Origin of the sequence: Serratia sp. 2880STDY5682894 (genome assembly GCF_001537385.1) — a bacterium.
GTDB lineage: Bacteria > Pseudomonadota > Gammaproteobacteria > Enterobacterales > Enterobacteriaceae > Serratia > Serratia nevei.
In genome coordinates this window covers 359235-384176 of sequence record NZ_FCJA01000004.1, presented here as the reverse complement: position 1 = coordinate 384176, position 24942 = coordinate 359235, and the positions used below count along the sequence as shown (strand labels likewise).

Sequence of the window (24942 nt, the reverse complement as noted above, 5' to 3'; positions counted from 1 at the left end):
ATCACATTGCTTTTATTCAGGTTCGGCGCACCGAACCCCTGCACTCGTTACTTGGCGAGCCGCACCAGCTCCGCCGCCACGCGCTCGGTGGCGTCCGGAATGGCGACCGCGCGCGCTTTCTCGGCCATGGCCAGCAGCGTCTTGCGATCCCAGCTCGCCAGCAGTTCAGCCACCACATCGGCGTTGAACTGCGGCTGTTCGATAATCTTCGCCGCGCCGGCTTCTTCCAGCGGACGCGCGTTCCAGTACTGCTGACGGTCCTTGTGCATGAATGGCACGAAGATCGCCGGCAGCCCCGCTGCCGCGATTTCGCTGACGGTCAACGCGCCGGAGCGGCAGACCACCACGTCGGCCCAAGCGTAGGCGGCGGCCATGTCGTCGATGAACTCGGTCACCTTGTGCTGCGTCTGCCCTACCCTTTCGTAGTCGCTCAGCACCGTTTCCAGCGCGCCCTTGCCAACCTGATGCCAGAGCGTAATTCTATCGCCCAAACGCGCCGCGACTTCAGGAACTGTCTGATTCAGCACGCGCGCGCCCTGACTTCCGCCAATCACCAGCACGCGGATCGGGCCTTCGCGCCCCTGCAACCGCTCCGCCGGCAACGGCAGCGCCAACACGTCGGTACGTACCGGGTTGCCCACCACCTCGGCGTTCGGGAACGCGCCGGGGAAGGCCTGCATCACTTTGGCGGCGATGCGCGCCAGCCAGCGGTTGGTCAAGCCGGCGATGCCGTTCTGCTCGTGCAGCACCACCGGGATGCCGCACTGCCAGGCCGCCAGGCCGCCGGGGCCGGACACGTAACCGCCCATCCCCAGCACCACGTCCGGCTGATAGCTGCGCATGATGGCTTTCGCCTGGCGCACCGCCTGCCAGATCCGCAGCGGCGCAGTCAGCTGGGCCTTCAGGCCTTTGCCGCGCAGGCCGGAGATGCGGATAAAATCAATCTCGATCCCGTGCTTCGGCACCAGATCGGCTTCCATTCGGTCTGCGGTTCCGAGCCAGCGCACCTGCCAGCCCTGCGCCATCAGATGATGCGCGACCGCCAGCCCCGGGAACACGTGCCCGCCGGTACCGCCTGCCATCACCATTAAACGCTTAGGTTTCCCGCTCATCCCTTACCTCTTCACAAACGCCTGAGCCTTGGTCAGGCGCGTTTCATAATCAATTCGCAGCAACAGCACGATGGCCGTCGACATAATCAGCAAGCTCGAACCGCCGTAACTGATCAGCGGCAGCGTCAGACCTTTGGTCGGCAGCATGCCCGCGGCGGCGCCGACGTTAACCAGCGCCTGGAAGCTGAACCATACGCCGATCGCGCAGGCCAGGAAGCCGGAGAAGCGTTGGTCGATCTCCAGCGCGCGGCGCCCGATGGACATCGCGCGAAAAGCGACGAAGAATACCATTAACAGGGCTAAAACCACACCGATATAGCCCAGTTCTTCACCCAAAATGGAGAAGATGAAGTCGGTGTGTGCTTCCGGCAAATACTCCAGTTTCTGCACCGAGTTGCCGAGCCCCTGTCCCCAGAACTCGCCGCGGCCGAACGCCATCAGCGACTGGGTCAGCTGGTAGCCGCTGCCGAACGGATCGGCCCACGGGTTCCAGAACGACGTCACGCGGCGCATACGGTACGGTTCCGCGATGATCAGCAGCACCACGGCGAACACGCCGGAGCCGATGATCGCCAGGAACTGCCACATTTTCGCGCCGGCCAGGAACAGCATCGCCAGCGTGGTGATGAACAGTACCACCACGGTACCGAGGTCCGGCTGCGCCAGCAGCAGCACTGCCAGCACCACCATCACGCCCATCGGCTTGCAGAAGCCCCAGAAGTTGCTGCGTACCTCTTCCACCTTGCGCACCAGATAGCTCGCCAGGTAGCAGAACAGCGACAGCTTGGACAGCTCCGCCGGCTGAATGCGCAGCGGGCCAAGCGCGATCCAGCGCGAGGCCCCGTTCACCGAACTCCCCACCACCAGCACGATCAGCAGCATCACGATCGACATCAGCAGCATCACGTTGCTGTAGCGCTGCCAAATCTCCATCGGGACGCGCAGCGTCACCAGCGACAGGCCGAACGCCAGGCCGAGGTACAGCGCGTCGCGTTTGGCGAACAGGAACGGATCGTCCGCCAGGCGTTGGCCGATCGGCATCGACGCCGAGGTCACCATCACGAAGCCGATGATCGCCAACCCGAAGGTCAGCCACAGCAGGGTGCGATCGTACAGCACCATGTTGACCGCGTCGTTGTCGCGCGCGCCGGTCACCCAGTCTTTCAGTCGTTCTGTCAGCCCGAAGTTCGGCAAGCGTAGTTTCATCCGCCAAGCTCCTGCGCCAGGCGGGCGAACTCATCGCCGCGCACTTCAAAATTACGGAACTGATCGAGGCTGGCGCAGGCCGGCGACAGCAATACCATGTCGCCAGGCTGTACGCGGCCGGCGATGGTGCGCATCGCCTGCTCCATGGTCTCAGTCAGCGTCGCCACCTCCGGCCGCAGCTGTGCCAGCTGGGCGCCGTCGCGGCCAAAGCAGTACAGACGCACGTTGTCGCCCTGCAGGTAGCGCGCCAGCGGCGAGAAATCGGCGGACTTGCCGTCGCCGCCCAGCAGCAGATGCAGCGTGCCGTCTACCTGCAGGCCGTTCAGCGCCGCTTCGGTGCTGCCGACGTTGGTGGCTTTGGAATCGTTGATCCAACGCACGCCGTTGTGCTCCCAGGCCAGCTGGAAGCGGTGCGCCAGGCCGGTGAAGGTGGTCAGCGCCTTCAGGCTGGACGCGCGCGGGATATTGACCGCATCCGCCAACGCCAACGCCGCCAGGGCGTTGGTGTAGTTGTGGCGGCCGGTCAGTTTCATCTCGCGCGTATTCAGCACTTTCTCACCGCGCACCCGCAGCCAGGTTTCCCCCTGCTGGCGGTTCAGGTGATAATCGCCGACGTCCGCACCGAAGCTGACGCAGCGCTCGTCGGCGCCGCGCACCGGCATGGTCAGTGCATCGTCTGCGTTCACCACGCACACGGCGGCGTTTTCATACACGCGCAGCTTGGCGCCGCGATACTGCTGCAGGCCGAACGGATAGCGATCCATATGATCTTCGGTCACGTTCAGGATGGTCGCCGCCGCCGCCCGCAGGCTATACGTCGTTTCCAGCTGGAAGCTGGACAGCTCCAGCACGTAAAGCTGGCATTCCTGACGCAGCAGGCTCAGCGCCGGCAGGCCGATATTGCCGCCCACGCCCACCGCCCAACCGGCGGCTTTCGCCATCTCGCCCACCAGGGTGGTGACGGTGCTTTTGCCGTTGGAGCCGGTGATCGCCACGATCGGCGCCTGCGCTTCACGGCAGAACAGTTCGACGTCGCCGACGATTTCCACGCCGGCATCCGCCGCAGCGCTCAATGCCGGGGTCGCCAGCGCGACGCCCGGGCTGGCAACGATCAGATCCGCCGCCAGCAGCCAGTCCTGATTCAGATCGCCCAGATGACGCTCCACGCTCTCAGGCAGTTTGTCCAAGCCTGGCGGCGCGATACGGGTATCCATCACGCGCGGCGTCACGCCGCGCGCCATGAAGAAATCGACGCAGGACAGGCCGGTGAGGCCCAACCCGATGATGACGACTTTTCTACCCTGATAGTCTGCCATGATTAACGCACCTTCAGCGTTGCCAGGCCAATCAGCACCAGCATCAGCGAAATGATCCAGAAGCGCACGATAACGCGCGGCTCAGGCCAGCCTTTCAATTCATAGTGGTGGTGAATCGGCGCCATGCGGAAAATGCGTTGCCCGCGCAGCTTGAACGATCCCACCTGCAGGATCACCGACAGCGTCTCTACCACGAATACGCCGCCCATGATCACCAACAAGAACTCCTGACGCAGCAGCACCGCGATGGTGCCCAGCGCGCCGCCCAGCGCCAACGAACCGACGTCGCCCATAAACACCTGGGCCGGGTAAGTGTTGAACCACAGGAACCCGAGGCCGGCGCCGACGATGGCGGTACACACGATCACCAACTCACCGGCATGACGCAGATACGGAATATGCAGGTAGTTGGCGAAGTTCATGTTACCGGTCGCCCAGGCCACCAGCGCGAAGCCGGCCGCCACGAATACCGTCGGCATGATAGCCAGGCCGTCCAGGCCGTCGGTCAGGTTGACCGCGTTGCTGGTGCCGACGATCACGAAATAGGCCAGCAGGATGTACAGCAGGCCCAGCTGCGGCATCACGTCCTTAAAGAACGGCACAACCAGCTCGGTGGCTGGCGTGTCTTTTCCTACGGCGTACATGGCGAATGCGACAATCAGCGCAATCACCGACTGCCAGAAATACTTCCAGCGGGCGATCAGCCCTTTGGTGTCCTTACGCACCACCTTGCGGTAGTCGTCGACGAAGCCGACGATGCCGTAACCCACCAGCACGAACAGCACGCACCAGACATACGGGTTGGACGGGTAAGCCCACATCAGCACCGAAATGGTGATGGAGGTCAGGATCATGATGCCGCCCATGGTCGGCGTGCCGCGCTTGCTGAAGTGCGACTCGGGGCCGTCGTTACGCACCACCTGGCCGAAGGACATTTCTTGCAGGCGCTTGATCACCCGCGGGCCCATCCACAGCGACAGGAACAGTGCGGTCAGCAGGCTGACAATGGCTCGGAACGTCAGATAAGAAAAGACGTTGAAGCCTGAGTAATACTTGACCAAATGCTCGGCCAGCCAAACTAACATGGTGCTTTCTCCTGTAACGCGCGTACTACCTGCTCCATTGCGGCACTACGTGAACCTTTGATTAACACGGTAATGACCGCATGTTCCGACAGTAATTCCGCCACGCGCGCGATCACTGCTGTCTTGTCTTGATAATGTTCGCCGTTGCCGGACGCCTCGCTCAGCACGCGGCTCAAACCGCCGACGCTGATCACCTTGTCGACGCCGGCCAGACGGGCGGCTTCGCCCACCTGACGGTGGCACTCTTCCGCTTCCGCACCCAGCTCGGCCATATCGCCGACCACCATCACGCGGTAGCCCGGCATCTCTGCCAGCACCTGCGCCGCTGCGGTCATCGACCCGACGTTGGCGTTATAGCTGTCGTCCAGCAGCAGCTTGCCTTCGGCCAGCGCCACCGGGAACAGACGCCCCGGCACCGCCTGCAGCTGTTTCAGCCCCTGACGCACCGCTTCGAGGGTGGCACCCACCGACGTCGCCAGCGCGGTCGCCGCCAGCGCATTGGCCACGTTGTGGCGCCCCGGCAGCGGCAGCGCGATCTCGGCGGTGCCGAACGGGCTGTGCAGCGTGAACTGCGTGCCTGCACCGTTCACCCGCACGTTATCCGCGAAGAAGTCCACGCCTTCGGCCGCCTGCGGCGAGAAGCGCCAGACGGTTTTGCCGCCCAGCATGCTCTGCCAGTGCGGCCAGTCGTTGTTATCGGCGTTGATGATCGCCACGCCGTCGGCCGGCAGGCCGGTAAAGATTTCACCTTTCGCCTGGGCGACGCCGGCCAGCGAGCCGAAGCCTTCCAGGTGCGCAGCCGCCAGGTTGTTCACCAAAGCGGTCTGCGGACGCGTCAATGCGGTGGTGTAAGCGATTTCGCCAATATGGTTAGCGCCCAGCTCTATCACGGCAAAATCATGCTGCGGCTCCAGACGTAACAGCGTCAGCGGCACGCCGATGTCGTTATTGAAGTTGCCGGCGGTATACAGCACTTCGCCGCATTCGCGCAGAATGGCGGCGGTCATTTCTTTCACCGAGGTCTTGCCCGAGGAACCGGTCAGCGCCACCACGCGCGCCGGCACCTGCTGACGCACCCAGGCGCCAAGCTGCCCCAGCGCCAGACGGGTGTCTTGCACCACCAGCTGCGGCGCGTCCACCAATAAGCGCTTACTGACCAGCAGCGCCCCGGCACCCGCGGCTACGGCATCCGCCGCAAAGTCGTGAGCGTCGAAACGCTCGCCTTTCAGCGCCACAAACAGGCAACCGGCGGTCACCTTGCGGGTGTCTGTCGTCACCTCGACAATTTGGCAATCGGCGCCGATCAATTCAGCGCTCAATACCTCAGCCAGTGTCTGAAGAGAGACAGGGATCATGCCAGCACCCCCAGCAGTCGGGCGACCGTCGTGCGGTCGGAGTAATCCAGGCGGCGGTTGCCCACCAGCTGATAATCTTCGTGGCCTTTGCCTGCCACCAACACCACATCCTGTTCCTGCGCCTGCATGATGGCGCTGGTCACCGCTTCGGCGCGGCCGTGGATCACCAACGCCTGTCCGGCGTCCAGCAATCCGGTCAGGATGTCGTTGATAATCGCGCGCGGCTCTTCGGTACGCGGGTTGTCATCGGTGATCACCACGCGATCGGCGAACTGCTCGGCGATGCCGCCCATCAGCGGACGCTTGCCCTTGTCGCGATCGCCGCCGCAGCCGAACACGCACCACAGCTGCCCCTGGCAGTGCAGGCGCGCGGCTTCCAACGCTTTCTCCAGCGCATCCGGCGTGTGGGCGTAATCCACCACTACCGTCGGTTTGCCCGGCGCGTTAAACACTTCCATGCGGCCACAGACCGGCTGCAGGCGGCTGCCGGTTTCCACCAGCGCCTCCAGCGGATAGCCCAGCGACAGCAGCGTCGCCAAGGCCAGCAGCAGGTTGCTGACGTTGAAAGCGCCCATCAGGCGGCTTTCGATCTCGCCATCGCCCCAGCTGGAGCTGAAACGAACGGTGGCGCCGTTGTCGTGATAATCGACCGCCGTGGTTTTCAGCCAGCGGCCGTGGCCGCCCGGCTGCAGGTTGCCCTGCATCGTCACCGCCACCGCATCCGGCAGCTTGCTCAGCCAGCGCAGACCGACTTCATCGTCGGCGTTGATGATCGCCTGCCCCACGCTGTGGGCGGCGAACAGCGACCATTTGGCCGCCTCGTAATTGGCCATGTCACCGTGGTAATCCAAGTGATCGCGGCTCAGGTTGGTGAAGACCGCCGCGGCGAACGGCAGCGCCGCCACCCGGTGTTGCACCAGACCGTGGGAAGAGACTTCCATGGCGGCGAAGGTCGCGCCCTGTTCCGCCAAATCGTTTAATACGTGTTGAACATCCACCGCAGAACCGGTGGTATTCTCGGTCGGGCACACCTGGCCCAGCAGGCCGTTGCCGACGGTGCCCATCACCGCGCTGGTTTCGCCCAGCAGTTGGCTCCACTGCGCCAGCAGTTGGGTGGTGGTGGTTTTGCCGTTGGTACCGGTCACGCCGACCAGACGCAGACGCTCGCCCGGCTGGTGGTAAAAACGCCCGGCCAGCGCGGAAAGGCGCTGGTTCAGTTGGCTCAGGTAGATCACCGGCACGCCGTGCATTTCAATGATGGCGCCGTCTTCGGCCTGACCGTCAGCTTCGGCGATCACGGCGGAGACGCCCTGCGCGATGGCCTGCGGAATATAGCGGCGTCCATCCGTTTGATGGCCGACAACGGCGACAAACAGATCCCCGGCAGCCGCCACACGGCTGTCTAATGTCATTTCCCGCAGCGCGCGCCCGGGTGCCGTCGGCACCCACGGGGCGAGTAAGTCGCGCAAATTACGATCTGCCACCTGAACCCTCTTTCTTGTTAATCACTAATTCGCTTTTGTCACCGGTAGGCAACGCGTCAGGCTCGACGTTCATGGTGCGCAATACGCCGCCCATGATGGCACCGAACACCGGCGCGGAGATTGCGCCACCATAGTATTTCCCACCCTGCGGGTCGTTGATGACGACCACCAGGGCAAAACGGGGGTTACTTGCCGGCGCGACGCCGGCGGTATAAGCGATGTATCGGTTGACGTATTTGCCGTCCGGGCCCACTTTTTTCGCGGTACCGGTTTTGATGGCGATACGGTATCCCTTGATGGCGGCTTTCACGCCGCCGCCGCCCGGCAAGGCCACGCTTTCCATCATGTGCACCACGGTGCGCACCAGAGGTTCAGGGAAAACGCGTTCGCCGGCGACCGGAGGGTCAACCTTGGTGATCGACAATGGGCGATATACGCCCAGGCTGCCGATCGTTGCATAGACTCGCGCCAACTGTAACGGAGTTACCATCAGCCCGTAGCCGAAAGAGAAGGTGGCCCTCTCTATGTCAGACCACCGTTGTTTTTTTGGGTATATGCCACTGCTTTCTCCGACCAGCCCCAAATTGGTCGCTTTTCCCAGCCCAAAACGAGAGTAAGTATCTACTAACGCTGAGGACGGCATCGCTAACGCCAGCTTTGAAACACCGACGTTACTCGACTTCTGCAAGATCCCGGTCAATGACAGCTCCGAGTACCGCGCCACGTCTTTGATCTCGTGGCCCTGAATGCGGTACGGGATGGTGTTCAACACACTGTTTTCTCTCACCACGCCGTTTTGCAGCGCGGTCATCACCACCATCGGCTTCACGGTTGAACCGGGTTCAAAAATATCGGTGATAGCACGGTTACGCATGGTCTCTTTCGGCGTACCGGCCATGTTGTTCGGGTTGTAAGACGGGCTGTTGGCCATCGCCAGCACTTCGCCGGTGTTCACGTCGATCAGCACCGCAGTGCCCGACTCGGCCTTGTTGAACGCCACCGCGTTGTTCAGCTCGCGATACACCAGCGCCTGCAGGCGTTCATCGACGCTCAGCACCAGGTTGTGCGCCGCCTGGCTGTCTACGGAGGAAATATCTTCGATGACCCGGCCGAAGCGGTCCTTACGCACCGTTCTCTCGCCCGGTTGCCCGGTCAGCCAGCGGTCGAAGCTCTTCTCGACGCCTTCAATGCCTTGTCCGTCGATGTTGGTCACGCCGATGATGTGCGACGTCACCTGCCCCGCCGGGTAGTACCGGCGCGACTCCTGCCGCAGGTAGATCCCCGGCAGCTTGAGCTTGTGGATGTAGTCGCCGATCGCCGGGTTCACCTGGCGCGCCAGATAAACGAAGCGCCCTTTCGGGTTGGCGTTGATGCGGTTGGAGAGTTGGTCCAGCGGGATGTTCAGCGCATCGGAAAGCGCTTTCCAACGGCTGTCCAGCGTGATACCGCCGCGCTCGTTCAGCTCTTTCGGATCCGCCCACACCGCATTGACCGGCACGCTGACCGCCAACGGACGGCCGGCGCGATCGCTGATCATGCCGCGCGCGGTCGGCACTTCCTGCACGCGCAGCGAACGCATGTCGCCTTCTTTCACCAGACGATCGGGGTTGATGACCTGCAGGTACGCGACGCGCAGCATCAGGCCAACCATCGCCAGCAAAATGCAGCCGCACAGCAACGCAAAACGCCAGCTGACAAAGCTGGCCTGATCTTCCTGGCGTCTCAACTTACCGGGGCGCGCTGCTTTCATGCGTTTCCTTTCTACTCCGTGTCATTATTCCGGTTAAACCATTCATTGTTTAACGATGATATTTTCCTGCGATGGATCAACGTGTTGCATCTGCAGTTTTTCTGTCGCGATACGTTCAACCCGGCTGTGATCGCCGAGGGCGTTCTCTTCTAAAATCAGGTTGCGCCACTCGATATCCAGCGCATCGCGCTCCAGAACCAGCTGTTCGCGCTCGGCGGTCAGCAGGCGGGTGCGGTGCGCGGTGGTCACCACGAAAATCGCGGAGACCAGTGACGCAATCAGTAAAATCATGGGGATCTTGGCGTTGCGCAGCAGGTCGCCGCCAATAACCCCGACCAAACCGTGGCGTTCGTTGCCGATCACGCGGGCATCCTCTCAGCAATACGCAGCACCGAGCTGCGCGCACGCGGGTTGTCCGCCACTTCCGCTTCCGAAGGCATCATTTTGCCCAGCGCTTTCAGCGTTCGCCCGCCCATGCTGCGCAGTTGCTCTTCGGTCAACGGAATGCCCGCCGGCACCTGGGCGCCGCGGCTATGGTGACGCATAAAGCGTTTGACGATGCGGTCTTCCAGCGAGTGGAAGCTGATGATCGACAAACGGCCCTGTGGGGCCAGCACTTCCAGCGCGCCGTCGAGCGCACGCTCGATCTCTTCCAGCTCGCTGTTGATATAGATACGAATCGCCTGGAAGCTGCGCGTCGCCGGATGCTTGTGCTTTTCACGGAACGGGCTGGCATCGGCAATCAGATCCGCCAACTCTTTGGTGCGCGTCATCGGCTCCACGCGGTTTCTTTCCACGATGGCGCGTGCGATGCGCTTGGCGAAACGCTCTTCGCCAAAGGTTTTCAGCACCCAGGCGATGTCGTCCGCTTCGGCCTTCATCAGCCACTCTGCGGCGGACAGGCCGGTGGAAGGATCCATGCGCATGTCCAGCGGACCGTCGCGCATAAAGGAGAATCCGCGCTCTGCGTCGTCAAGCTGCGGCGAAGAAACGCCCAGATCGAGCAGAACGCCGTCGATCTTGCCCACCAATTCACGTTCCCGCACGTAGTGCGACAACTCGGAGAATGGGCCGTGTACGATGGTAAAACGAGGATCTTCAATAGATTTGGCGGCTGCAATCGCCTGAGGGTCACGGTCAATCGCCAGCAAGCGCCCTTCCGGCCCCAGCTGGGACAGAATCAGACGAGAATGGCCACCGCGACCAAAAGTACCGTCGATATATATGCCGTTGCTGCGGATGTTGAGGCCGTTGACGGCTTCGTCCAGCAGGACGGTGGTGTGTTTATAGTTTTCCAACATGCTTATAGCGACAAGTCCTGTAGTCGCTCAGACAACGGTTCCTGAGTCGACTGTTCAGCGTCAATATCATCCTTGACTTGTTGATACCAGGTCTGTTCATCCCACAGTTCAAACTTGTTGAACTGACCGACCAGCATCACTTCTTTCGTGAGCCCGGCGTGTTGCCGCAGCGTATTGGCTAACAGCAAACGACCGGCACTATCCATCTGACACTCACTGGCATGCCCCAGCAGCAGGCGCTGAACGCGGCGCTCGGCGGGATTCATGCTCGACAGACGTGATAATTTTTGTTCAATAATTTCCCATTCGGGCAAAGGATAAAGCAGCAGGCAGGGCTGATGGAGGTCAATGGTACAGACCATTTGGCCTTGCGATTCCTCGTTGAGCAATTCCCGATATCGGGTAGGTACGGCAAGCCGCCCTTTGCTGTCGAGGTTGACCATCGTCGCTCCACGGAACATTCCCGAGCTACCCCTTAGTGACCGTTTTCACCACTTTACCCCACAAATTCCCACACAATGGAGTTTACGGAGGGTATGAAAACCTTGTCAAGCCAGAGCGCCAGCGCTTTGGCAATATTTCTCTGGTCATTTTGGGAGCTGACTCGCGAAAGAAACTCTGATTATTCGACGATTAAAAATTAACACCATGATAAACGGAGAGAATTTTCTAAGCGGAAAGAATCTGATTAAAAACCTGACGAACTGGCGATTAATTAACTCATTACTTCCTTCTGCAAGCCATGTCTCATTTTTCAGCTCGGCAATCTCAGTGCGGTAACCGCTGGCGAGCCGCGCCCGCCAAGGCTCGGCGTTGGGCGAACCGATCGCGGAATAAGGCCATAACTCCTTGAGTTAATAACGCTCAATCGTTATTCACCGTAAAACCGGGCGCTATTTTACTTCAATTTGCACGGCCGTGATGCGGCCGCGATAAAAATAAATGGTTCGGATATTACGAGCAGAAGTAATTTCGATTTAAATCAATTTGGTAAGATTATTCCCAAAATACCTGTTTACAATTATGGTTTCATTTTCTTACACCTTTATTTCCACAATTTTTGCCGGAAAAAATCCCCATTCGACGCCAAAAATCGCAACCATATGTTTTTAATGAATTTATTTTAAATTACCGATTTTAATCTCTCTACCCTCTCCTCTCTCCCGGTTCTGCGGGACAAAAACCGAGCAAATGTTAAAAATAAAAATATAAATCTAGTTAAAAAAAGAAATGCAGATTAGTACACTATATAAAAAGCAAAAAAGCAGCTTTAACAACCAACAATTGATAATTTAACAGAATCTTAACTAAAGGGAGGTAACACATGCTTTCGCCCGTAGCTCACTGGCGTAGCGCCGCTGCCGATACGTTCGCACTGGTGGTGTACTGCTTTATCGCCGGCATGGCGATAGAAGTGTTGATCTCCGGCATGAGCTTCCAGCAATCCCTCTCTTCGCGCCTGCTGTCGATCCCGGTCAACATCCTGATCGCCTGGCCTTACGGCCGCTATCGCGATCTGTTTATCCGCACGGCGCGCCGCTGTCCGCGCGGCCAGTTCGTGCTGCGCAACCTCGCCGACCTGCTGGCCTACGTCAGCTTCCAGTCGCCGGTTTATGCCGCCATTTTGTGGAGCGTAGGCGCCGACGGCCAACAAATGCTGGCGGCGGTCACCAGCAATGCGCTGGTCTCCATGGCGATGGGCGTGGTGTATGGCTATTTCCTGGAATATTGCCGGCGGCTGTTCCGGGTGGCGGGCTACGTCTAAACCAGGAGCCCGGCAAAGCGGGCTCCTGTAGAGCGGACTATTTGCGGCTCAGGCTGCCGCGGCGGAACAGATTGCGGCGGATACGCGTCAAGCCCGGTTTGGGTTTACGCGGTTCGTCCAGGCTGGCCAACACCAGCTCCAGCACGCGTTCGGCTACGTCACGATGGCGCTGAGCCACCGCGAGCACCGGGCACTCGAGGAAATCCAACAGTTCATGATCGCCAAAGGTGGCAATCGCCAGATCGGTCGGCAAACGGCCACGTTGCTTCAGCGTCACGTCCATCACGCCCTGCAACAGCGAGAACGAGGTGGTGAACAGCGCCTGCGGCATCGGGTGCGTTTTCAGCCATTCGGCAAACAGCGCGCCGGCGGCTTCGCGTTCATAGCTGTTGGCATACAGATAATCGACGTGGCGGGGATCTTCTTGCCAGGCCTGACGGAAGCCCTGCTCACGCAGGAAGCTCACCGAAAGCTCCGGCAAGGCGCCCAGATACAGCACCGATTCAGCCGGGAAGGTGCGCAGCTCCTGCGCCAGCGCAAAGGCGTCTTCCTGATCGGCCCCGACGACGCTGATGAAATGCTCGCGATCCAGCGCGCGGTCCAGCGCGATGATCGGCAGCGGATCGTTGGCCCAGCGTTGATAGAAAGGATGCTCCGGCGGCAAGGCGGTGGAGACGATGATGGCGTCCACCTGGCGCTGCAGCAGGTGCTCGATACAGCGCATTTCGTTGTCCGGCTGATCTTCGGAACAGGCGATCAGCAATTGGTAACCACGCTGGCGCGCCTGGCGTTCCAGGTAGTTGGCGATGCGGGTATAGCTGGTATTTTCCAGATCCGGGATCACCAGACCGATAGAACGGGTACGCCCGGCGCGCAGCCCCGCCGCGACGGCATTCGGGTGATAGTTATGCTCCCTGACCACGGCCATCACTTTCTCGACGGTTTTATCGCTGACACGATACTGCTTCGCCTTGCCGTTGATGACGTAACTGGCCGTCGTGCGCGAAACGCCCGCGAGACGCGCGATTTCATCCAGTTTCACATTAACCCCTTAATGACGCTGAAAATAGAAGTGAAGGCTGTGCTCGGATTAACCATGACATCCCGTACGGTTATTCAATCCAGCCTCTGCGATCTAACAGCAGAAAACACTGCCTAGCAACCGCTTTTGCCGAAAGGTGCCAGCAATCGGGCAAAAAATACCGAAAAACAAAGGGCGCAGCCACGCCGCGCCCCCGATTATTCGCCGCCAGACCGCGCTCAGCGCATGATTTTGTCGCCGCGCGACACGCCAACCACGCCGGAACGGGCCACTTCCACGATCTCCGCCACTTCACGCACTGCGCTCAGGAAGGCGTCGAGCTTGTCGCTGGTGCCGGCCAGCTGTACCGTGTACAGCGTCGCCGTCACATCGACGATCTGGCCGCGGAAAATGTCGGCGCAGCGCTTCACCTCTTCACGGCCGTAGCCGCTGGCCTGCAGCTTCACCAGCATGATCTCGCGCTCGACGTGAGCGCCCTGCACCAGCTCGCTGACGCGCAGCACATCCACCAGCTTGTGCAGCTGTTTCTCAATCTGCTCCAGCACTTTCTCGTCGCCGACGGTCTGGATAGTCATGCGCGACAGCGTCGGATCGTCGGTCGGTGCCACCGTCAGGCTCTCGATGTTATAACCGCGCTGGGAAAACAGCCCGACCACGCGCGACAAAGCGCCGGATTCGTTTTCCAGCAAGACAGATAAAATACGGCGCATGATCAGGTCCTCTCCGTTTTGCTAAGCCACATTTCGTCCATGCTTCCACCGCGGATCTGCATCGGGTAAACATGTTCGGTTTCATCGACGGTCACGTCGACGAACACCAGCCGCTCTTTTTCCGCCAGCGCCTGCGCCAGCTTGCTTTCCAGCTCATCCGGCGTGCGGATGGCGATACCGACATGGCCGTAAGCCTCGGCCAACTTGACGAAGTCCGGCAGAGAATCCATGTAGGACTGCGAGTGACGGCCGGAATAAATCATGTCCTGCCACTGCTTCACCATGCCCAGATAGCGGTTGTTGAGGTTCACCACCACCACCGGCAGGTTATATTGCAGCGCGGTGGACAGCTCCTGAATGTTCATCTGAATGCTGCCATCGCCGGTCACGCACACCACGGTTTCCTCAGGCAGCGCCAGCTTGACGCCCAATGCCGCCGGCAAACCGAAGCCCATGGTGCCGAGGCCGCCGGAGTTGATCCAGCGGCGCGGTTTGTCGAATGGATAATAGAGCGCGGCGAACATCTGGTGCTGGCCCACGTCCGAGGTGACATAGGCGTCGCCTTTGGTCAGTCGATGCAGGGTTTCGATCACCGCCTGCGGCTTGATGGTGCCGCTGTGCTTGTCGTAACCCAGGCAGTCGCGGGCACGCCACTGCTCGATAGACTGCCACCAATCGCGCAGCGCGTCGTGATCCTGCGCTTTCTCGTCCTGCGCCAGCAGCTCCAGCATCTGAACCAACACCTGCCTGGCATCGCCGACGATCGGAATATCGGCGTCCACCGTTTTGGAGATCGAAGTCGGATCGATATCGATGTGCAGCACGGTGGCGTCCGGGCAGTATTTAGCGAGGTTATTGGTGGTGCGATCGTCGAAGCGCACACCGACGGCGAAGATCACGTCGGCATGGTGCATGGTTTTGTTGGCTTCATAGGTGCCGTGCATGCCGAGCATGCCGACGCTCTGGCGATGGGTGCCGGGGAAAGCGCCCAATCCCATCAGGCTGCTGGTCACCGGCAGGTTCAGCTGCTCCGCCAACGCCAACAGTTCGGCCTCGCAACCGGCGTTGATCGCGCCGCCGCCGACGTACATCACCGGCTTTTTGGCCGCCAGAATGGTTTGTAACGCGCGTTTGATCTGCCCGCGGTGGCCCTGCACCGTCGGGTTATAAGAACGCATGCTCACGTCCTGCGGGTAGGCATAAGGCATCCGCACCGCCGGGCCGACGATATCTTTCGGCAGATCGATCACCACCGGGCCGGGGCGGCCGCTGGAAGCCAGGTAGAACGCCTTCTTCAACACCGCCGGGATGTCTTCGGTGCGTTTTACCAGGAAGCTGTGCTTCACCACCGGGCGAGAAATCCCCACCATATCGCACTCCTGGAAGGCGTCGTAGCCGATCAGCGAGCTGGGCACCTGCCCCGACAGCACCACCATCGGGATCGAGTCCATATAGGCGGTAGCGATGCCGGTAATGGCGTTGGTGGCGCCGGGGCCGGAGGTCACCAGCACCACGCCCACTTCACCGGTGGCGCGCGCGTAGCCGTCGGCCATGTGCACCGCCCCCTGCTCGTGGCGCACCAGAATATGATCGATCCCTCCTACCGTATGCAGAGCGTCGTAGATATCGAGCACCGCCCCGCCGGGGTAGCCGAATACATGCTTAACGCCCTGATCGATCAACGATCGGACGACCATCTCGGCTCCTGACAACATCTCCATGGGTTTGCCTCCAGGCTTGCTTATTCTTCTCTGGCGCCGGAACGTAGCGCCTGCTGCGGGGCAATGCCCCAAAGTTTTTATGGGTTGTCGCTATCGAATTAACATAACGTCAGAATATGGGGCAGGCAAACGGCAAAATGGCTTAACGGTAGCGGGGTTATTGCCAAGCAGCTGGAGATCGCGGCTTTATAAAAACAATGCGCTAGCCTCGGGGTTGTCAGGCTAGGCATTGTTTCGAACAGGGGGAAAATTACAGAACTAAATCAGGTGAAGGATATGCCGCTTTTTTGGCCGGGTGCATGGCCCGGCGGCGGCGTCAGGCCTGTTCCTGGTACATCGAGTCGATTTCACGCTGATAGCGCTGCAGGATCACTTTACGGCGCAGCTTCAGCGTTGGCGTCAACTCCCCCAGCTCCATCGAAAAGGCCGCCGGCAGCAGCGTGAACTTCTTCACCTGTTCGAAGCGCGCCAGCTCCTTTTGCATCTCGCGCAGGCGCTTTTCGAACATCTCGAGGATTTCGCCGTTGCGCAGCAGTTCCAGGCGATCTTGGTATTTCAGGTTCACTGACTTCGCGTACTCTTCCAACGACTCAAAGCACGGCACGATCAGCGCGGAAACGAATTTACGCGCATCGGCGATGATCGCCACCTGCTCGATAAAGCGATCCTGCGCCAGCGTGCCTTCCAGCATCTGCGGCGCGATATATTTGCCGCCGGAGGTTTTCATCAAATCCTTCAGGCGTTCGGTGATGAACAGGTTGCCCTCTTCATCGATCGCCCCGGCGTCGCCGGTTTTCAGCCAGCCGTCCTCGGTAAAGGTCGCGGCGGTTTCCAACGGTTTGTTGAAATAGCCGCGCATCACGATCGGCCCGCGCACCTGGATTTCATTTTCCTCGCCAATGCGCACCTCGACCTCCGGCAGCGGTTTGCCGATGGAGCCGAAGCGGAAATGCCCCTCTTCCCAGCAGGAGACGGTCGCACAGGTTTCGGTCATGCCGTAACCGTACTTGATGTTGACGCCCATCGCCTGGAAAAACAGGATCACATTGTCGTCCAGCTTGGCGCCCGCCGCCGGCAAAAAGCGCACCCGGCCGCCGAGGATACCGCGCAGCTTACTCAACACCAGCTTATCGGCCCAGCGGTGGGTGAAGTCGAACACTTTGCCCAACGGTTTGCCGGCACGCTCCTGCAGGAATTTGCGCTCGCCGCAGACGATCGCCCAGTGGAACAACGCACGGCGCAGCCAAGGGGCGCGCGCCACTTTTTCGTGCACCGCGCTGAAAATCTTCTCGTAGAAACGCGGCACCGCACACATCAGCGTCGGGCGGACCTGCCCCATCGCTTCCCGCACCCAGTCGGTGTTCGGCAGGAAAACGTTCTGCGCGCCGGAATGCATCACAAAGAAGCTCCAGGCCCGCTCAAAAACGTGCGACAGCGGCAGGAAGCTGAGCGACACATCTTCTTCGCCGACCGTCAGCCTTTCATCATGCAGGTAGAGCTGCGCCGCCAGGTTGCGGTAGTCCAGCATCACCCCTTTCGGCTCGCCGGTAGTGCCCGAGGTATAGATCAGGGTGAAGAGATCCTGCAGGTCGCACTCTTCAATACGCTGCTGGCGTTGAGCGGCAAAAGCCGCCGGATCGGCAGCGCGCTCGAAGGCGCTCAGATGCTGTGCGATCTCGCAGCCGCGCAGATCGGCCCCCTCGTCGAAGACAACAATATGGCGCAGCTGCGGGCAGACGCCGCGCAGCGCGATGGCGGCGTCAAGCTGCGCCTGCTCGCCGACGAACAGTATACGGATGTCGGCGTCGTTGGTGACGAACGCCGCCTGTGCCGGCGTGTTGGTGGAATAGAGCGGAACGCTGATGCCGCGCAGGTGAAGGATAGCGAGATCGGTCAACGCCCAGGCCATCGTGTTATTGGCGAAAATACCGATGCGTTCTTGTACTTCGACGCCCAGCCCCAGCAGCCCGGCGGCAATGCGGTCAATACGAGTGGCGGCCTCTCCCCAGGTCAGCTGCAACTCGCCGTTGGGCGACCATTGGCGAAAAGCTGTGCGATCGGCTCGGTGGATGATTTGATGCTGTATACGATGGATCAAATGGTATTGCAGCAGATTAGTGATCATAGTGCTCTAAGCCTGAAATGAATCAAACAGTTAAGCCGGAACGACGCCTTACGGCCCTCATCTCAGCTTACACGTGTTTACTTTTTTCTGCGCAGTCTACCTAGTCTCAGACAGGGGGAAAAGCGATTTCAGCGTAGAAGTGTGAGCCAAAACTCAGTCCGGCTTCCGCACTTTCATTGGTTGGACAAAACGGGGAGGAAAAGGTTTACTGATGGCAATAAAACGCGGCCCATCCGGGCCGCCACATCGAGTTAGTTTAAAATACCAGCCGGAAAGTAAAAATCAGAATATTAATTTATATTAATTATTTTTGCTGAACGAACAAACTCACTCTGAAAATAAGTTATTTTATCGCCGTAAAACCAAGAAACATCTTAATAAAAACACAGATAGTTCTTAGTTTTTATCATGAGAAAAAAACGCTCAGTTGAATATTATCTTTATGTGGCTCCCATTCTTTATCGCTTTACTTTGGGTTACCCGCCTCAATCAGGACAGATTTCATCCACTGGTGGCCTTTATCCCGCTCGGAGGATTCATGCCAGGAGAGATAGCAGGTGGCTTTATTCTCGTTGCCACATAAAGGAACCGCCTTTATTTTCAACGCTTCCGTCTGCTGTCGCACCAACCAAGCGGGCGCAATCGCCACCATTTCCGTTTGCGACACCATATTCAACACGCTGTAGAGATCCGTGCACTGTTGCGTCACGGCGCGCAGCATCGGCTCCTCTAAATAAAAAGGTTTACTGAACGATCCAAAACTCTCCAGGGAAACCGCAGCGTGCTGCTCGGCCAGCATGTGCTCCGGCGTCACCTCCTCGCCTATTCTCGGATGCGCCTGCGCAACCGCCAGCACTAATTCGTCGTCGAACATCGCCAGGCTGCGAAACTCCGCCGATTCGAAACGGCTGTAGCCGATGACAAACTCGACGTCCTGATAACGCAATTGATGCTCAATATTATTGTTGATGTACGACTTTATTTGCAGGTTAAGCTGCGGCGCGATCTGTTTGACGTGATTGATTATCCCGGCGCCCAGACGCAAATCGAGCGGGCTACACAGCGACAGGGAGAACGCTCGCGTGCTGGTCAGCGGTTCGAACTCGGCGCCCGGCAACTCATTTTGCACCAGCTGCAGCGCTTGCCGCACCGGCCCAAAAAGCTGCCTGGCCCGCATGGTGGGCTGGATCCCGCGCCCACAGCGCACGAACAGCTCATCGTTGAACATCACCTTCAGGCGCGCCACCGCGTTGCTCACCGCCGGCTGCGACATCCCTAACGAATTAGCGGCTCGCGTAATATTTTGCATTTGCATCACGGCGTCAAACACCGTCAGCAAATTAAGATCGACGCTGCGCAAATGAATGTCCGCCGGCTCTTTGACCATGGCGATTTCTGAATCATATTCAGCCATATTTCACTCCACTAAATCCTGTGTAGATAATCTAATCCTTGTGCTCGACAAACAATGAAACGCCGCATTGCCTTATCTTTGCACGACAAATCCTGCCATTACCGCCATCAGCCGATAAAAAACCTCGTGTTATCGTCACGATATAAGTCGTATGTGGAATACATGTCAGCAGCTTCTCCCGTCAGCGGGAAGAATGCCACCTGGGTGGTACTAATAATTAGGTATCAACAATGATTAAGACAATTAAACAACCTAACCGCACAGTATGAGACAAACTATAGAAACACATCATAAGCAATCAAACCATCTAAAAACACCGCTCACTTTGTGTAAAAACGCATTATTTTGTTATATTATGACTAAAACAATCAATTAATCATATGAATTTAATTTAAATCATTTGTATTAAAAATGTTATTTTATTGCCCCCCGTGATTAATTCCTCTTATTTTTTCATCACAAATCTTAACGCAACGAAATCCAGAAGCAATTAGCGCAGTATATATTCGATTCGTTTATGCTAAGCAGCACGCAAACTGGCCCCGTTTTTTCTCTAGGGCGTCGCTTTTTTGCCGCATGATCCTCTGTTCGGTCGATTCGCCGATGCATTGTCCCCGCATTCAATCAGGTGTTGACATCGCCAGGGCAATCACGTATCAAATTAGGCAGACACCCCATTTAAGAGAAGCTGAACCCTTATGATCCGTACTCACCGTCTACTAGGCCTACTACTTAACGCATCTTGTTTGCGCGGTATGCCTGTGGACGAAGTTCGGAGCTGACTCAGCCGATCACCCATAAGAAACCCGCGCTACTGCGCGGGTTTTTTTTTGCCCGCTTAGCGTGAAATCAACACGATAAGGAATGCACCGATGAGCCAACAAGTCATTATTTTCGATACCACGCTGCGTGATGGCGAACAGGCATTGCAGGCCAGCCTGAGCGTAAAAGAGAAGATTCAGATTGCGCTGGCGCTGGAGAGAATGGGCGTCGACGTGATGGAGGTCGGCTTCCCGGTCTCTTCGCCGGGCGACTTCGAGTCGGTGCAAACCATCGCGCGCCAGATCAAGAACAGCCGCGTCTGCGGCCTGGCCCGCTGCGTAGACAAAGACATCGACGTGGCCGCAGAAGCGTTGCGCGTCGCCGAAGCGTTCCGCATCCACGTGTTCCTGGCCACCTCGACCCTGCACATTGAATCGAAGCTGAAACGCTCGTTCGACGAAGTGTTGGAGATGGCGGTGCGCTCGGTCAAACGTGCCCGCAACTACACCGACGACGTAGAGTTCTCCTGTGAAGACGCCGGCCGCACGCCGATCGACAATCTGTGCCGCGTGGTCGAAGCCGCCATCAACGCTGGCGCCACCACCATCAATATCCCGGACACCGTCGGCTACACCACGCCGAACCAGTTCGGCGGCATCATCACCACCTTGTATGACCGCGTGCCGAACATCGACAAAGCCATCATCTCCGTGCACTGCCACGACGATTTGGGCATGGCGGTCGGCAACTCCATCGCCGCGGTACAGGCCGGCGCCCGGCAGGTGGAAGGCACCCTGAACGGCATCGGTGAGCGCGCCGGCAACTGTTCGCTGGAAGAGGTGATCATGGCGATTAAAGTGCGCCAAGACATCATGAACGTGCACACCAACATCAATCATCAGGAAATTTTCCGCACCAGCCAGATCGTCAGCCAGCTGTGCAACATGCCGATCCCGGCCAACAAGGCGATCGTCGGCTCCAACGCCTTCGCCCACTCCTCCGGCATTCACCAGGACGGCGTGCTGAAGAACCGCGAAAACTACGAAATCATGACCCCGCAGTCGATCGGCCTGAAGGATGTGCAGTTGAACCTGACCTCCCGCTCCGGCCGCGCGGCGGTGAAACACCGCATGGAAGAGATGGGCTACCAGGAGCAGGACTACAACCTGGATACCCTGTACGCCGCCTTCCTGAAGCTGGCCGACAAAAAGGGCCAGGTGTTCGACTATGACCTGGAGGCGCTGGCCTTCATCAATAAACAGCAGGAAGAGCCGGAGCACTTCAGCCTGGGCTACTTCAGCGTGCAGTCCGGCAGCAGCATCATGGCTACCGCCTCGGTGAAACTGATCTGCGGCGGCGAAGAGAAAGCCGAGGCCGCCACCGGCAATGGCCCGGTCGATGCGGTTTATCAGGCAATCAACCGCATCACCGACTACCCGATCGAGCTGGTGAAATACCAGCTGACCGCCAAGGGCCATGGCCGCGACGCGCTGGGCCAGGTGGATATCGTGGTCTCATACAACGGCCGCCGCTTCCACGGCGTAGGTCTGGCGACCGACATCGTCGAATCCTCCGCCAAGGCGATGGTGCACGTGTTGAACAATATTTGGCGCTCACAGCAGGTAGAAAAAGAAAAGCAGCGCCTGCAGCAAAACAAACATCAAAATAATCAGGAAACGGTGTGAACATGACGAAGACTTATCACATTGCCGTCTTGCCCGGAGACGGCATCGGCCCGGAAGTAATGGCTCAGGCGCGCAAAGTGTTGGACGCGGTGCGTCAACGCTTTGACATTCGCATCACCACCGCCGAGTACGACGTCGGCGGCATCGCCATCGATCGCCACGGCAGCCCGCTGCCGCCGGCGACCGTCGCCGGCTGCGAGCAGGCCGACGCCATCCTGTTCGGATCGGTAGGCGGCCCGAAATGGGAACACCTGCCGCCGGCCGAGCAGCCGGAACGCGGCGCGCTGTTGCCGCTGCGCAAGCACTTCAAGCTGTTCAGCAACCTGCGCCCGGCACGCCTGTATCAAGGGCTGGAGGCATTCTGCCCGCTGCGCGCCGACATCGCCGCCCGCGGCTTCGACATTCTGTGCGTGCGCGAACTGACCGGCGGCATCTACTTCGGCCAGCCAAAGGGCCGCGAAGGCCAGGGCATGCAGGAGCGCGCTTTCGATACCGAGGTGTATCACCGTTTCGAGATTGAACGCATCGCGCGCATCGCCTTCGAATCCGCCCGCAAGCGCCGCCACAAGGTGACGTCGATCGACAAGGCCAACGTGCTGCAGAGTTCTATCCTGTGGCGTGAGGTGGTCAATCAGGTCGCCAAGGATTACCCGGACGTGTCGCTGTCGCACATGTATATCGACAACGCCACCATGCAGCTGATCAAGGATCCGTCCCAGTTCGACGTGCTGCTGTGCTCCAACCTGTTCGGCGACATCCTGTCCGACGAATGCGCGATGATCACCGGCTCGATGGGCATGTTGCCGTCCGCCAGCCTGAACGAGCAAGGCTTCGGCCTGTACGAACCGGCGGGTGGTTCCGCGCCGGATATTGCAGGCAAAGGCATCGCCAACCCGATTGCGCAGATCCTGTCCGCCACCCTGCTGCTGCGTTACAGCCTGGGCGCCGATGAAGCGGCCGACGCCGTGGAGCGCGCCATCAACCAGGCGTTGGAACAGGGCTACCGCACCGCCGATCTGGCCGGTGACGGCAAAGCCGTCAGCACCGATGAAATGGGCGACATCATCGCTCGCTTTGTAGCTCAGGGGGCATAACATGGCCAAGACTTTATACCAGAAGCTGTACGACGCCCACGTGGTGCACGAAGCGCCGAACGAAACGCCGTTGCTGTATATCGACCGTCACCTGGTGCACGAAGTCACTTCGCCGCAGGCATTCGACGGCCTGCGCGCCATGGGCCGCAAGGTGCGCCAGCCCGGCAAAACCTTCGCCACCATGGACCACAATGTGTCGACCCAGACTAAAGACATCAACGCCAGCGGCGAAATGGCGCGCATCCAGATGCAGGAGCTGATCAAGAACTGCGCGGAATTCGGCGTTTCGCTGTATGACCTGAATCACCCGTTCCAGGGCATCGTACACGTGATCGGGCCTGAGCAAGGCATGACGCTGCCGGGCATGACCATCGTCTGCGGCGACTCGCACACCGCCACCCACGGCGCTTTCGGCTCGCTGGCGTTCGGCATCGGCACCTCCGAGGTGGAACACGTGCTGGCGACCCAGACCCTGAAGCAGGGCCGCGCCAAGACCATGAAGATTGAAGTCACCGGCGACGCCGCCGAGGGCATTACCGCCAAAGACATCGTGCTGGCGGTGATCGGCAAAACCGGCAGCGCCGGCGGCACCGGCCACGTGGTGGAGTTCTGCGGCAAGGCAATCGAAGCGTTGAGCATGGAAGGCCGCATGACCCTGTGCAACATGGCGATCGAAATGGGTGCCAAGGCCGGGTTGGTCGCACCGGACGACACCACCTTCGCCTACCTGAAAGGGCGCCAGTTCGCACCAACCGGCGAAAACTGGGAGCAGGCGGTCGCCTATTGGCGCACGCTGAAGTCCGATGCCGACGCCCAATTCGATACCGTGGTGACGCTGCACGCCGAAGAGATCGCGCCGCAGGTCACCTGGGGCACCAACCCCGGCCAGGTGATCGCCGTCAATCAGGCGATCCCGGCGCCGGAATCGTTCAGCGATCCGGTCGAGCGCGCCTCTGCGGAAAAAGCCTTGGCCTACATGGATTTGAAACCGGGCATCAAATTGACCGACGTGCCGATCGATAAAGTCTTCATCGGCTCCTGCACCAACTCACGCATCGAAGATCTGCGCGCGGCGGCAGCGATCGCCAAGGGGCGCAAGGTCGCCAGCGGCGTGCAGGCCATCGTGGTGCCGGGATCCGGCCCGGTGAAGGCCCAGGCGGAAGCCGAAGGGTTGGACAAAATCTTTATCGAAGCCGGTTTCGAATGGCGTTTGCCGGGTTGTTCGATGTGCCTGGCGATGAACAACGACCGCCTGAATCCGGGCGAGCGCTGCGCATCCACCAGCAACCGTAACTTCGAAGGGCGTCAGGGCCGCGGTGGGCGTACCCACCTGGTCAGCCCGGCGATGGCCGCCGCGGCCGCCGTCGCCGGTCACTTCGCCGACATCCGTGATATTCACTAAGGGGCTAACGTGGCTAAATTTACTCAACATACCGGCTTAGTGGTGCCTTTGGATGCGGCCAACGTCGACACCGACGCCATTATTCCCAAGCAGTTTTTGCAGAAGGTGACCCGTACCGGCTTCGGCCAGCACCTGTTCAACGATTGGCGCTTCCTCGACGACGCCGGCCAACAGCCGAACCCGGAGTTCGTGCTGAATAAACCGCGCTATAAAGGCGCGAGCATCCTGCTGGCGCGCGAGAACTTCGGCTGCGGTTCCTCGCGCGAACACGCGCCCTGGGCGCTGACCGATTACGGGTTCAAAGTGGTGATCGCGCCGAGCTTCGCCGATATCTTCTACGGCAACTCGTTCAATAACCAGCTGTTGCCGGTGACGCTGAGCGAGCAGCAGGTGGATGAGCTGTTCAACCTGGTCGGCGCCAATGAAGGAACGGAGTTCGTGGTGGATCTGGAGAACCAGACGGTCAACGCCGGCGGAAAAAGCTATCCGTTCGAAATCGACAGCTTCCGCCGCCACTGCATGATCAACGGGCTGGACAGCATCGGCCTGACGCTGCAGCACGAAGCGGACATCTCCCGCTACGAAGCGCAGCAGCCGGCGTTTCTGAATTAAT

20 protein-coding genes are annotated in these 24942 nt (G+C 59.5%); 5 read left to right on the top strand and 15 right to left on the bottom strand.

The annotated features are described in order from the left end of the window. Positions 1-47: 47 nt before the first annotated feature. The 10 genes from murG to mraZ are packed head-to-tail and all read right to left on the bottom strand — an operon-like array spanning position 48 to position 11070. Positions 48-1112, bottom strand: coding sequence for an undecaprenyldiphospho-muramoylpentapeptide beta-N-acetylglucosaminyltransferase (murG, locus tag AWX27_RS12365; protein ID WP_060422475.1), 1065 nt, complete (start codon positions 1110-1112; stop codon positions 48-50). A gap of 3 nt (positions 1113-1115) precedes the next feature. Next, positions 1116-2318: a cell division protein FtsW gene (gene ftsW / locus AWX27_RS12360; RefSeq protein WP_038873480.1), complete on the bottom strand. Its 1203-nt coding sequence runs from the start codon at positions 2316-2318 to the stop codon at positions 1116-1118. Next, positions 2315-3634 (bottom strand): UDP-N-acetylmuramoyl-L-alanine--D-glutamate ligase, encoded by a 1320-nt coding sequence (murD, locus tag AWX27_RS12355; RefSeq protein WP_025301569.1) that lies wholly within the window; start codon positions 3632-3634, stop codon positions 2315-2317. The genes ftsW and murD overlap by 4 nt, the downstream gene beginning before the upstream one ends. 2 nt (positions 3635-3636) lie before the next feature. Next, entirely contained in the window at positions 3637-4719 is a 1083-nt protein-coding gene (gene mraY, locus AWX27_RS12350) for a phospho-N-acetylmuramoyl-pentapeptide-transferase (protein ID WP_004932782.1), read from the bottom strand. Beyond that, positions 4713-6074, bottom strand: a complete 1362-nt coding sequence (gene murF / locus AWX27_RS12345; RefSeq protein ID WP_060422472.1) for a UDP-N-acetylmuramoyl-tripeptide--D-alanyl-D-alanine ligase — start codon at positions 6072-6074, stop codon at positions 4713-4715. Before murF ends, mraY begins: the two co-directional genes overlap by 7 nt. Next, positions 6071-7558: a UDP-N-acetylmuramoyl-L-alanyl-D-glutamate--2,6-diaminopimelate ligase gene (gene murE / locus AWX27_RS12340; RefSeq protein ID WP_060422468.1), complete on the bottom strand. Its 1488-nt coding sequence runs from the start codon at positions 7556-7558 to the stop codon at positions 6071-6073. The genes murF and murE overlap by 4 nt, the downstream gene beginning before the upstream one ends. Beyond that, positions 7545-9308 carry a peptidoglycan glycosyltransferase FtsI gene (locus tag AWX27_RS12335; RefSeq protein ID WP_004932790.1) on the bottom strand — a complete coding sequence of 588 codons (1764 nt, stop codon included), beginning with the start codon at positions 9306-9308 and terminating at the stop codon, positions 7545-7547. The genes murE and AWX27_RS12335 overlap by 14 nt, the downstream gene beginning before the upstream one ends. 42 nt (positions 9309-9350) lie before the next feature. Further along, complete coding sequence (ftsL, locus tag AWX27_RS12330) at positions 9351-9671, bottom strand: cell division protein FtsL (RefSeq protein ID WP_033651674.1); 321 nt, start codon at positions 9669-9671, stop codon at positions 9351-9353. Further along, positions 9668-10609, bottom strand: a complete 942-nt coding sequence (rsmH, locus tag AWX27_RS12325) for a 16S rRNA (cytosine(1402)-N(4))-methyltransferase RsmH (protein WP_049200285.1) — start codon at positions 10607-10609, stop codon at positions 9668-9670. Before rsmH ends, ftsL begins: the two co-directional genes overlap by 4 nt. 2 nt (positions 10610-10611) lie before the next feature. Continuing rightward, entirely contained in the window at positions 10612-11070 is a 459-nt protein-coding gene (gene mraZ, locus AWX27_RS12320) for a division/cell wall cluster transcriptional repressor MraZ (protein WP_025159638.1), read from the bottom strand. An 863-nt stretch (positions 11071-11933) separates the two neighbouring features. On the opposite strand from mraZ, the gene AWX27_RS12315 reads away from it, so the two are divergent. Beyond that, positions 11934-12374 carry an L-alanine exporter AlaE gene (locus AWX27_RS12315; RefSeq protein ID WP_060422463.1) on the top strand — a complete coding sequence of 147 codons (441 nt, stop codon included), beginning with the start codon at positions 11934-11936 and terminating at the stop codon, positions 12372-12374. 37 nt (positions 12375-12411) lie between these two features. Here the strand turns inward: AWX27_RS12315 and cra are convergent, their stop codons facing one another. The 5 genes from cra to leuO form a co-directional block, all read right to left on the bottom strand. Beyond that, positions 12412-13416, bottom strand: a complete 1005-nt coding sequence (gene cra / locus AWX27_RS12310) for a catabolite repressor/activator (RefSeq protein WP_004932801.1) — start codon at positions 13414-13416, stop codon at positions 12412-12414. A 218-nt stretch (positions 13417-13634) separates the two neighbouring features. Next, positions 13635-14126 (bottom strand): acetolactate synthase small subunit, encoded by a 492-nt coding sequence (gene ilvN, locus AWX27_RS12305; protein WP_004932806.1) that lies wholly within the window; start codon positions 14124-14126, stop codon positions 13635-13637. Positions 14127-14128: 2 nt separating this feature from the next. After that, entirely contained in the window at positions 14129-15847 is a 1719-nt protein-coding gene (gene ilvI, locus AWX27_RS12300; protein ID WP_043148148.1) for an acetolactate synthase 3 large subunit, read from the bottom strand. A gap of 316 nt (positions 15848-16163) precedes the next feature. Further along, positions 16164-17972: an AMP-dependent synthetase/ligase gene (locus AWX27_RS12295; RefSeq protein ID WP_060422461.1), complete on the bottom strand. Its 1809-nt coding sequence runs from the start codon at positions 17970-17972 to the stop codon at positions 16164-16166. A gap of 466 nt (positions 17973-18438) precedes the next feature. Further along, positions 18439-19386, bottom strand: a complete 948-nt coding sequence (gene leuO, locus AWX27_RS12290; RefSeq protein WP_060422459.1) for a transcriptional regulator LeuO — start codon at positions 19384-19386, stop codon at positions 18439-18441. Between the two features lie 872 nt (positions 19387-20258). Here leuO and leuA point away from each other — a divergent pair. Genes leuA through leuD form a run of 4 tightly spaced genes read left to right on the top strand, consistent with a single transcriptional unit; the run spans position 20259 to position 24941 of the window. Beyond that, complete coding sequence (gene leuA / locus AWX27_RS12285; RefSeq protein ID WP_004932820.1) at positions 20259-21833, top strand: 2-isopropylmalate synthase; 1575 nt, start codon at positions 20259-20261, stop codon at positions 21831-21833. Between the two features lie 2 nt (positions 21834-21835). Then, positions 21836-22927 carry a 3-isopropylmalate dehydrogenase gene (gene leuB, locus AWX27_RS12280; protein ID WP_033649192.1) on the top strand — a complete coding sequence of 364 codons (1092 nt, stop codon included), beginning with the start codon at positions 21836-21838 and terminating at the stop codon, positions 22925-22927. A 1-nt stretch (position 22928) separates the two neighbouring features. Next, entirely contained in the window at positions 22929-24329 is a 1401-nt protein-coding gene (leuC, locus tag AWX27_RS12275) for a 3-isopropylmalate dehydratase large subunit (RefSeq protein ID WP_048232639.1), read from the top strand. A gap of 9 nt (positions 24330-24338) precedes the next feature. Beyond that, entirely contained in the window at positions 24339-24941 is a 603-nt protein-coding gene (gene leuD, locus AWX27_RS12270) for a 3-isopropylmalate dehydratase small subunit (RefSeq protein ID WP_060422456.1), read from the top strand. The last annotated feature ends 1 nt before the right edge of the window (position 24942 follow it).

Excerpts from the sequence above, each read along its gene's own strand:
- murG (WP_060422475.1), bottom strand. The coding sequence starts at position 1,112 with ATGAGCGGGAAACCTAAGCGTTTAATGGTGATGGCAGGCGGTACCGGC.
- ftsW (WP_038873480.1), bottom strand. The coding sequence starts at position 2,318 with ATGAAACTACGCTTGCCGAACTTCGGGCTGACAGAACGACTGAAAGAC.
- murD (WP_025301569.1), bottom strand. The coding sequence starts at position 3,634 with ATGGCAGACTATCAGGGTAGAAAAGTCGTCATCATCGGGTTGGGCCTC.
- mraY (WP_004932782.1), bottom strand. The coding sequence starts at position 4,719 with ATGTTAGTTTGGCTGGCCGAGCATTTGGTCAAGTATTACTCAGGCTTC.
- murF (WP_060422472.1), bottom strand. The coding sequence starts at position 6,074 with ATGATCCCTGTCTCTCTTCAGACACTGGCTGAGGTATTGAGCGCTGAA.
- AWX27_RS12335 (WP_004932790.1), bottom strand. The coding sequence starts at position 9,308 with ATGAAAGCAGCGCGCCCCGGTAAGTTGAGACGCCAGGAAGATCAGGCC.
- rsmH (WP_049200285.1), bottom strand. The coding sequence starts at position 10,609 with ATGTTGGAAAACTATAAACACACCACCGTCCTGCTGGACGAAGCCGTC.
- mraZ (WP_025159638.1), bottom strand. The coding sequence starts at position 11,070 with ATGTTCCGTGGAGCGACGATGGTCAACCTCGACAGCAAAGGGCGGCTT.
- AWX27_RS12315 (WP_060422463.1), top strand. The coding sequence starts at position 11,934 with ATGCTTTCGCCCGTAGCTCACTGGCGTAGCGCCGCTGCCGATACGTTC.
- ilvN (WP_004932806.1), bottom strand. The coding sequence starts at position 14,126 with ATGCGCCGTATTTTATCTGTCTTGCTGGAAAACGAATCCGGCGCTTTG.
- ilvI (WP_043148148.1), bottom strand. The coding sequence starts at position 15,847 with ATGGAGATGTTGTCAGGAGCCGAGATGGTCGTCCGATCGTTGATCGAT.
- AWX27_RS12295 (WP_060422461.1), bottom strand. The coding sequence starts at position 17,972 with ATGATCACTAATCTGCTGCAATACCATTTGATCCATCGTATACAGCAT.
- leuO (WP_060422459.1), bottom strand. The coding sequence starts at position 19,386 with ATGGCTGAATATGATTCAGAAATCGCCATGGTCAAAGAGCCGGCGGAC.
- leuA (WP_004932820.1), top strand. The coding sequence starts at position 20,259 with ATGAGCCAACAAGTCATTATTTTCGATACCACGCTGCGTGATGGCGAA.
- leuB (WP_033649192.1), top strand. The coding sequence starts at position 21,836 with ATGACGAAGACTTATCACATTGCCGTCTTGCCCGGAGACGGCATCGGC.
- leuC (WP_048232639.1), top strand. The coding sequence starts at position 22,929 with ATGGCCAAGACTTTATACCAGAAGCTGTACGACGCCCACGTGGTGCAC.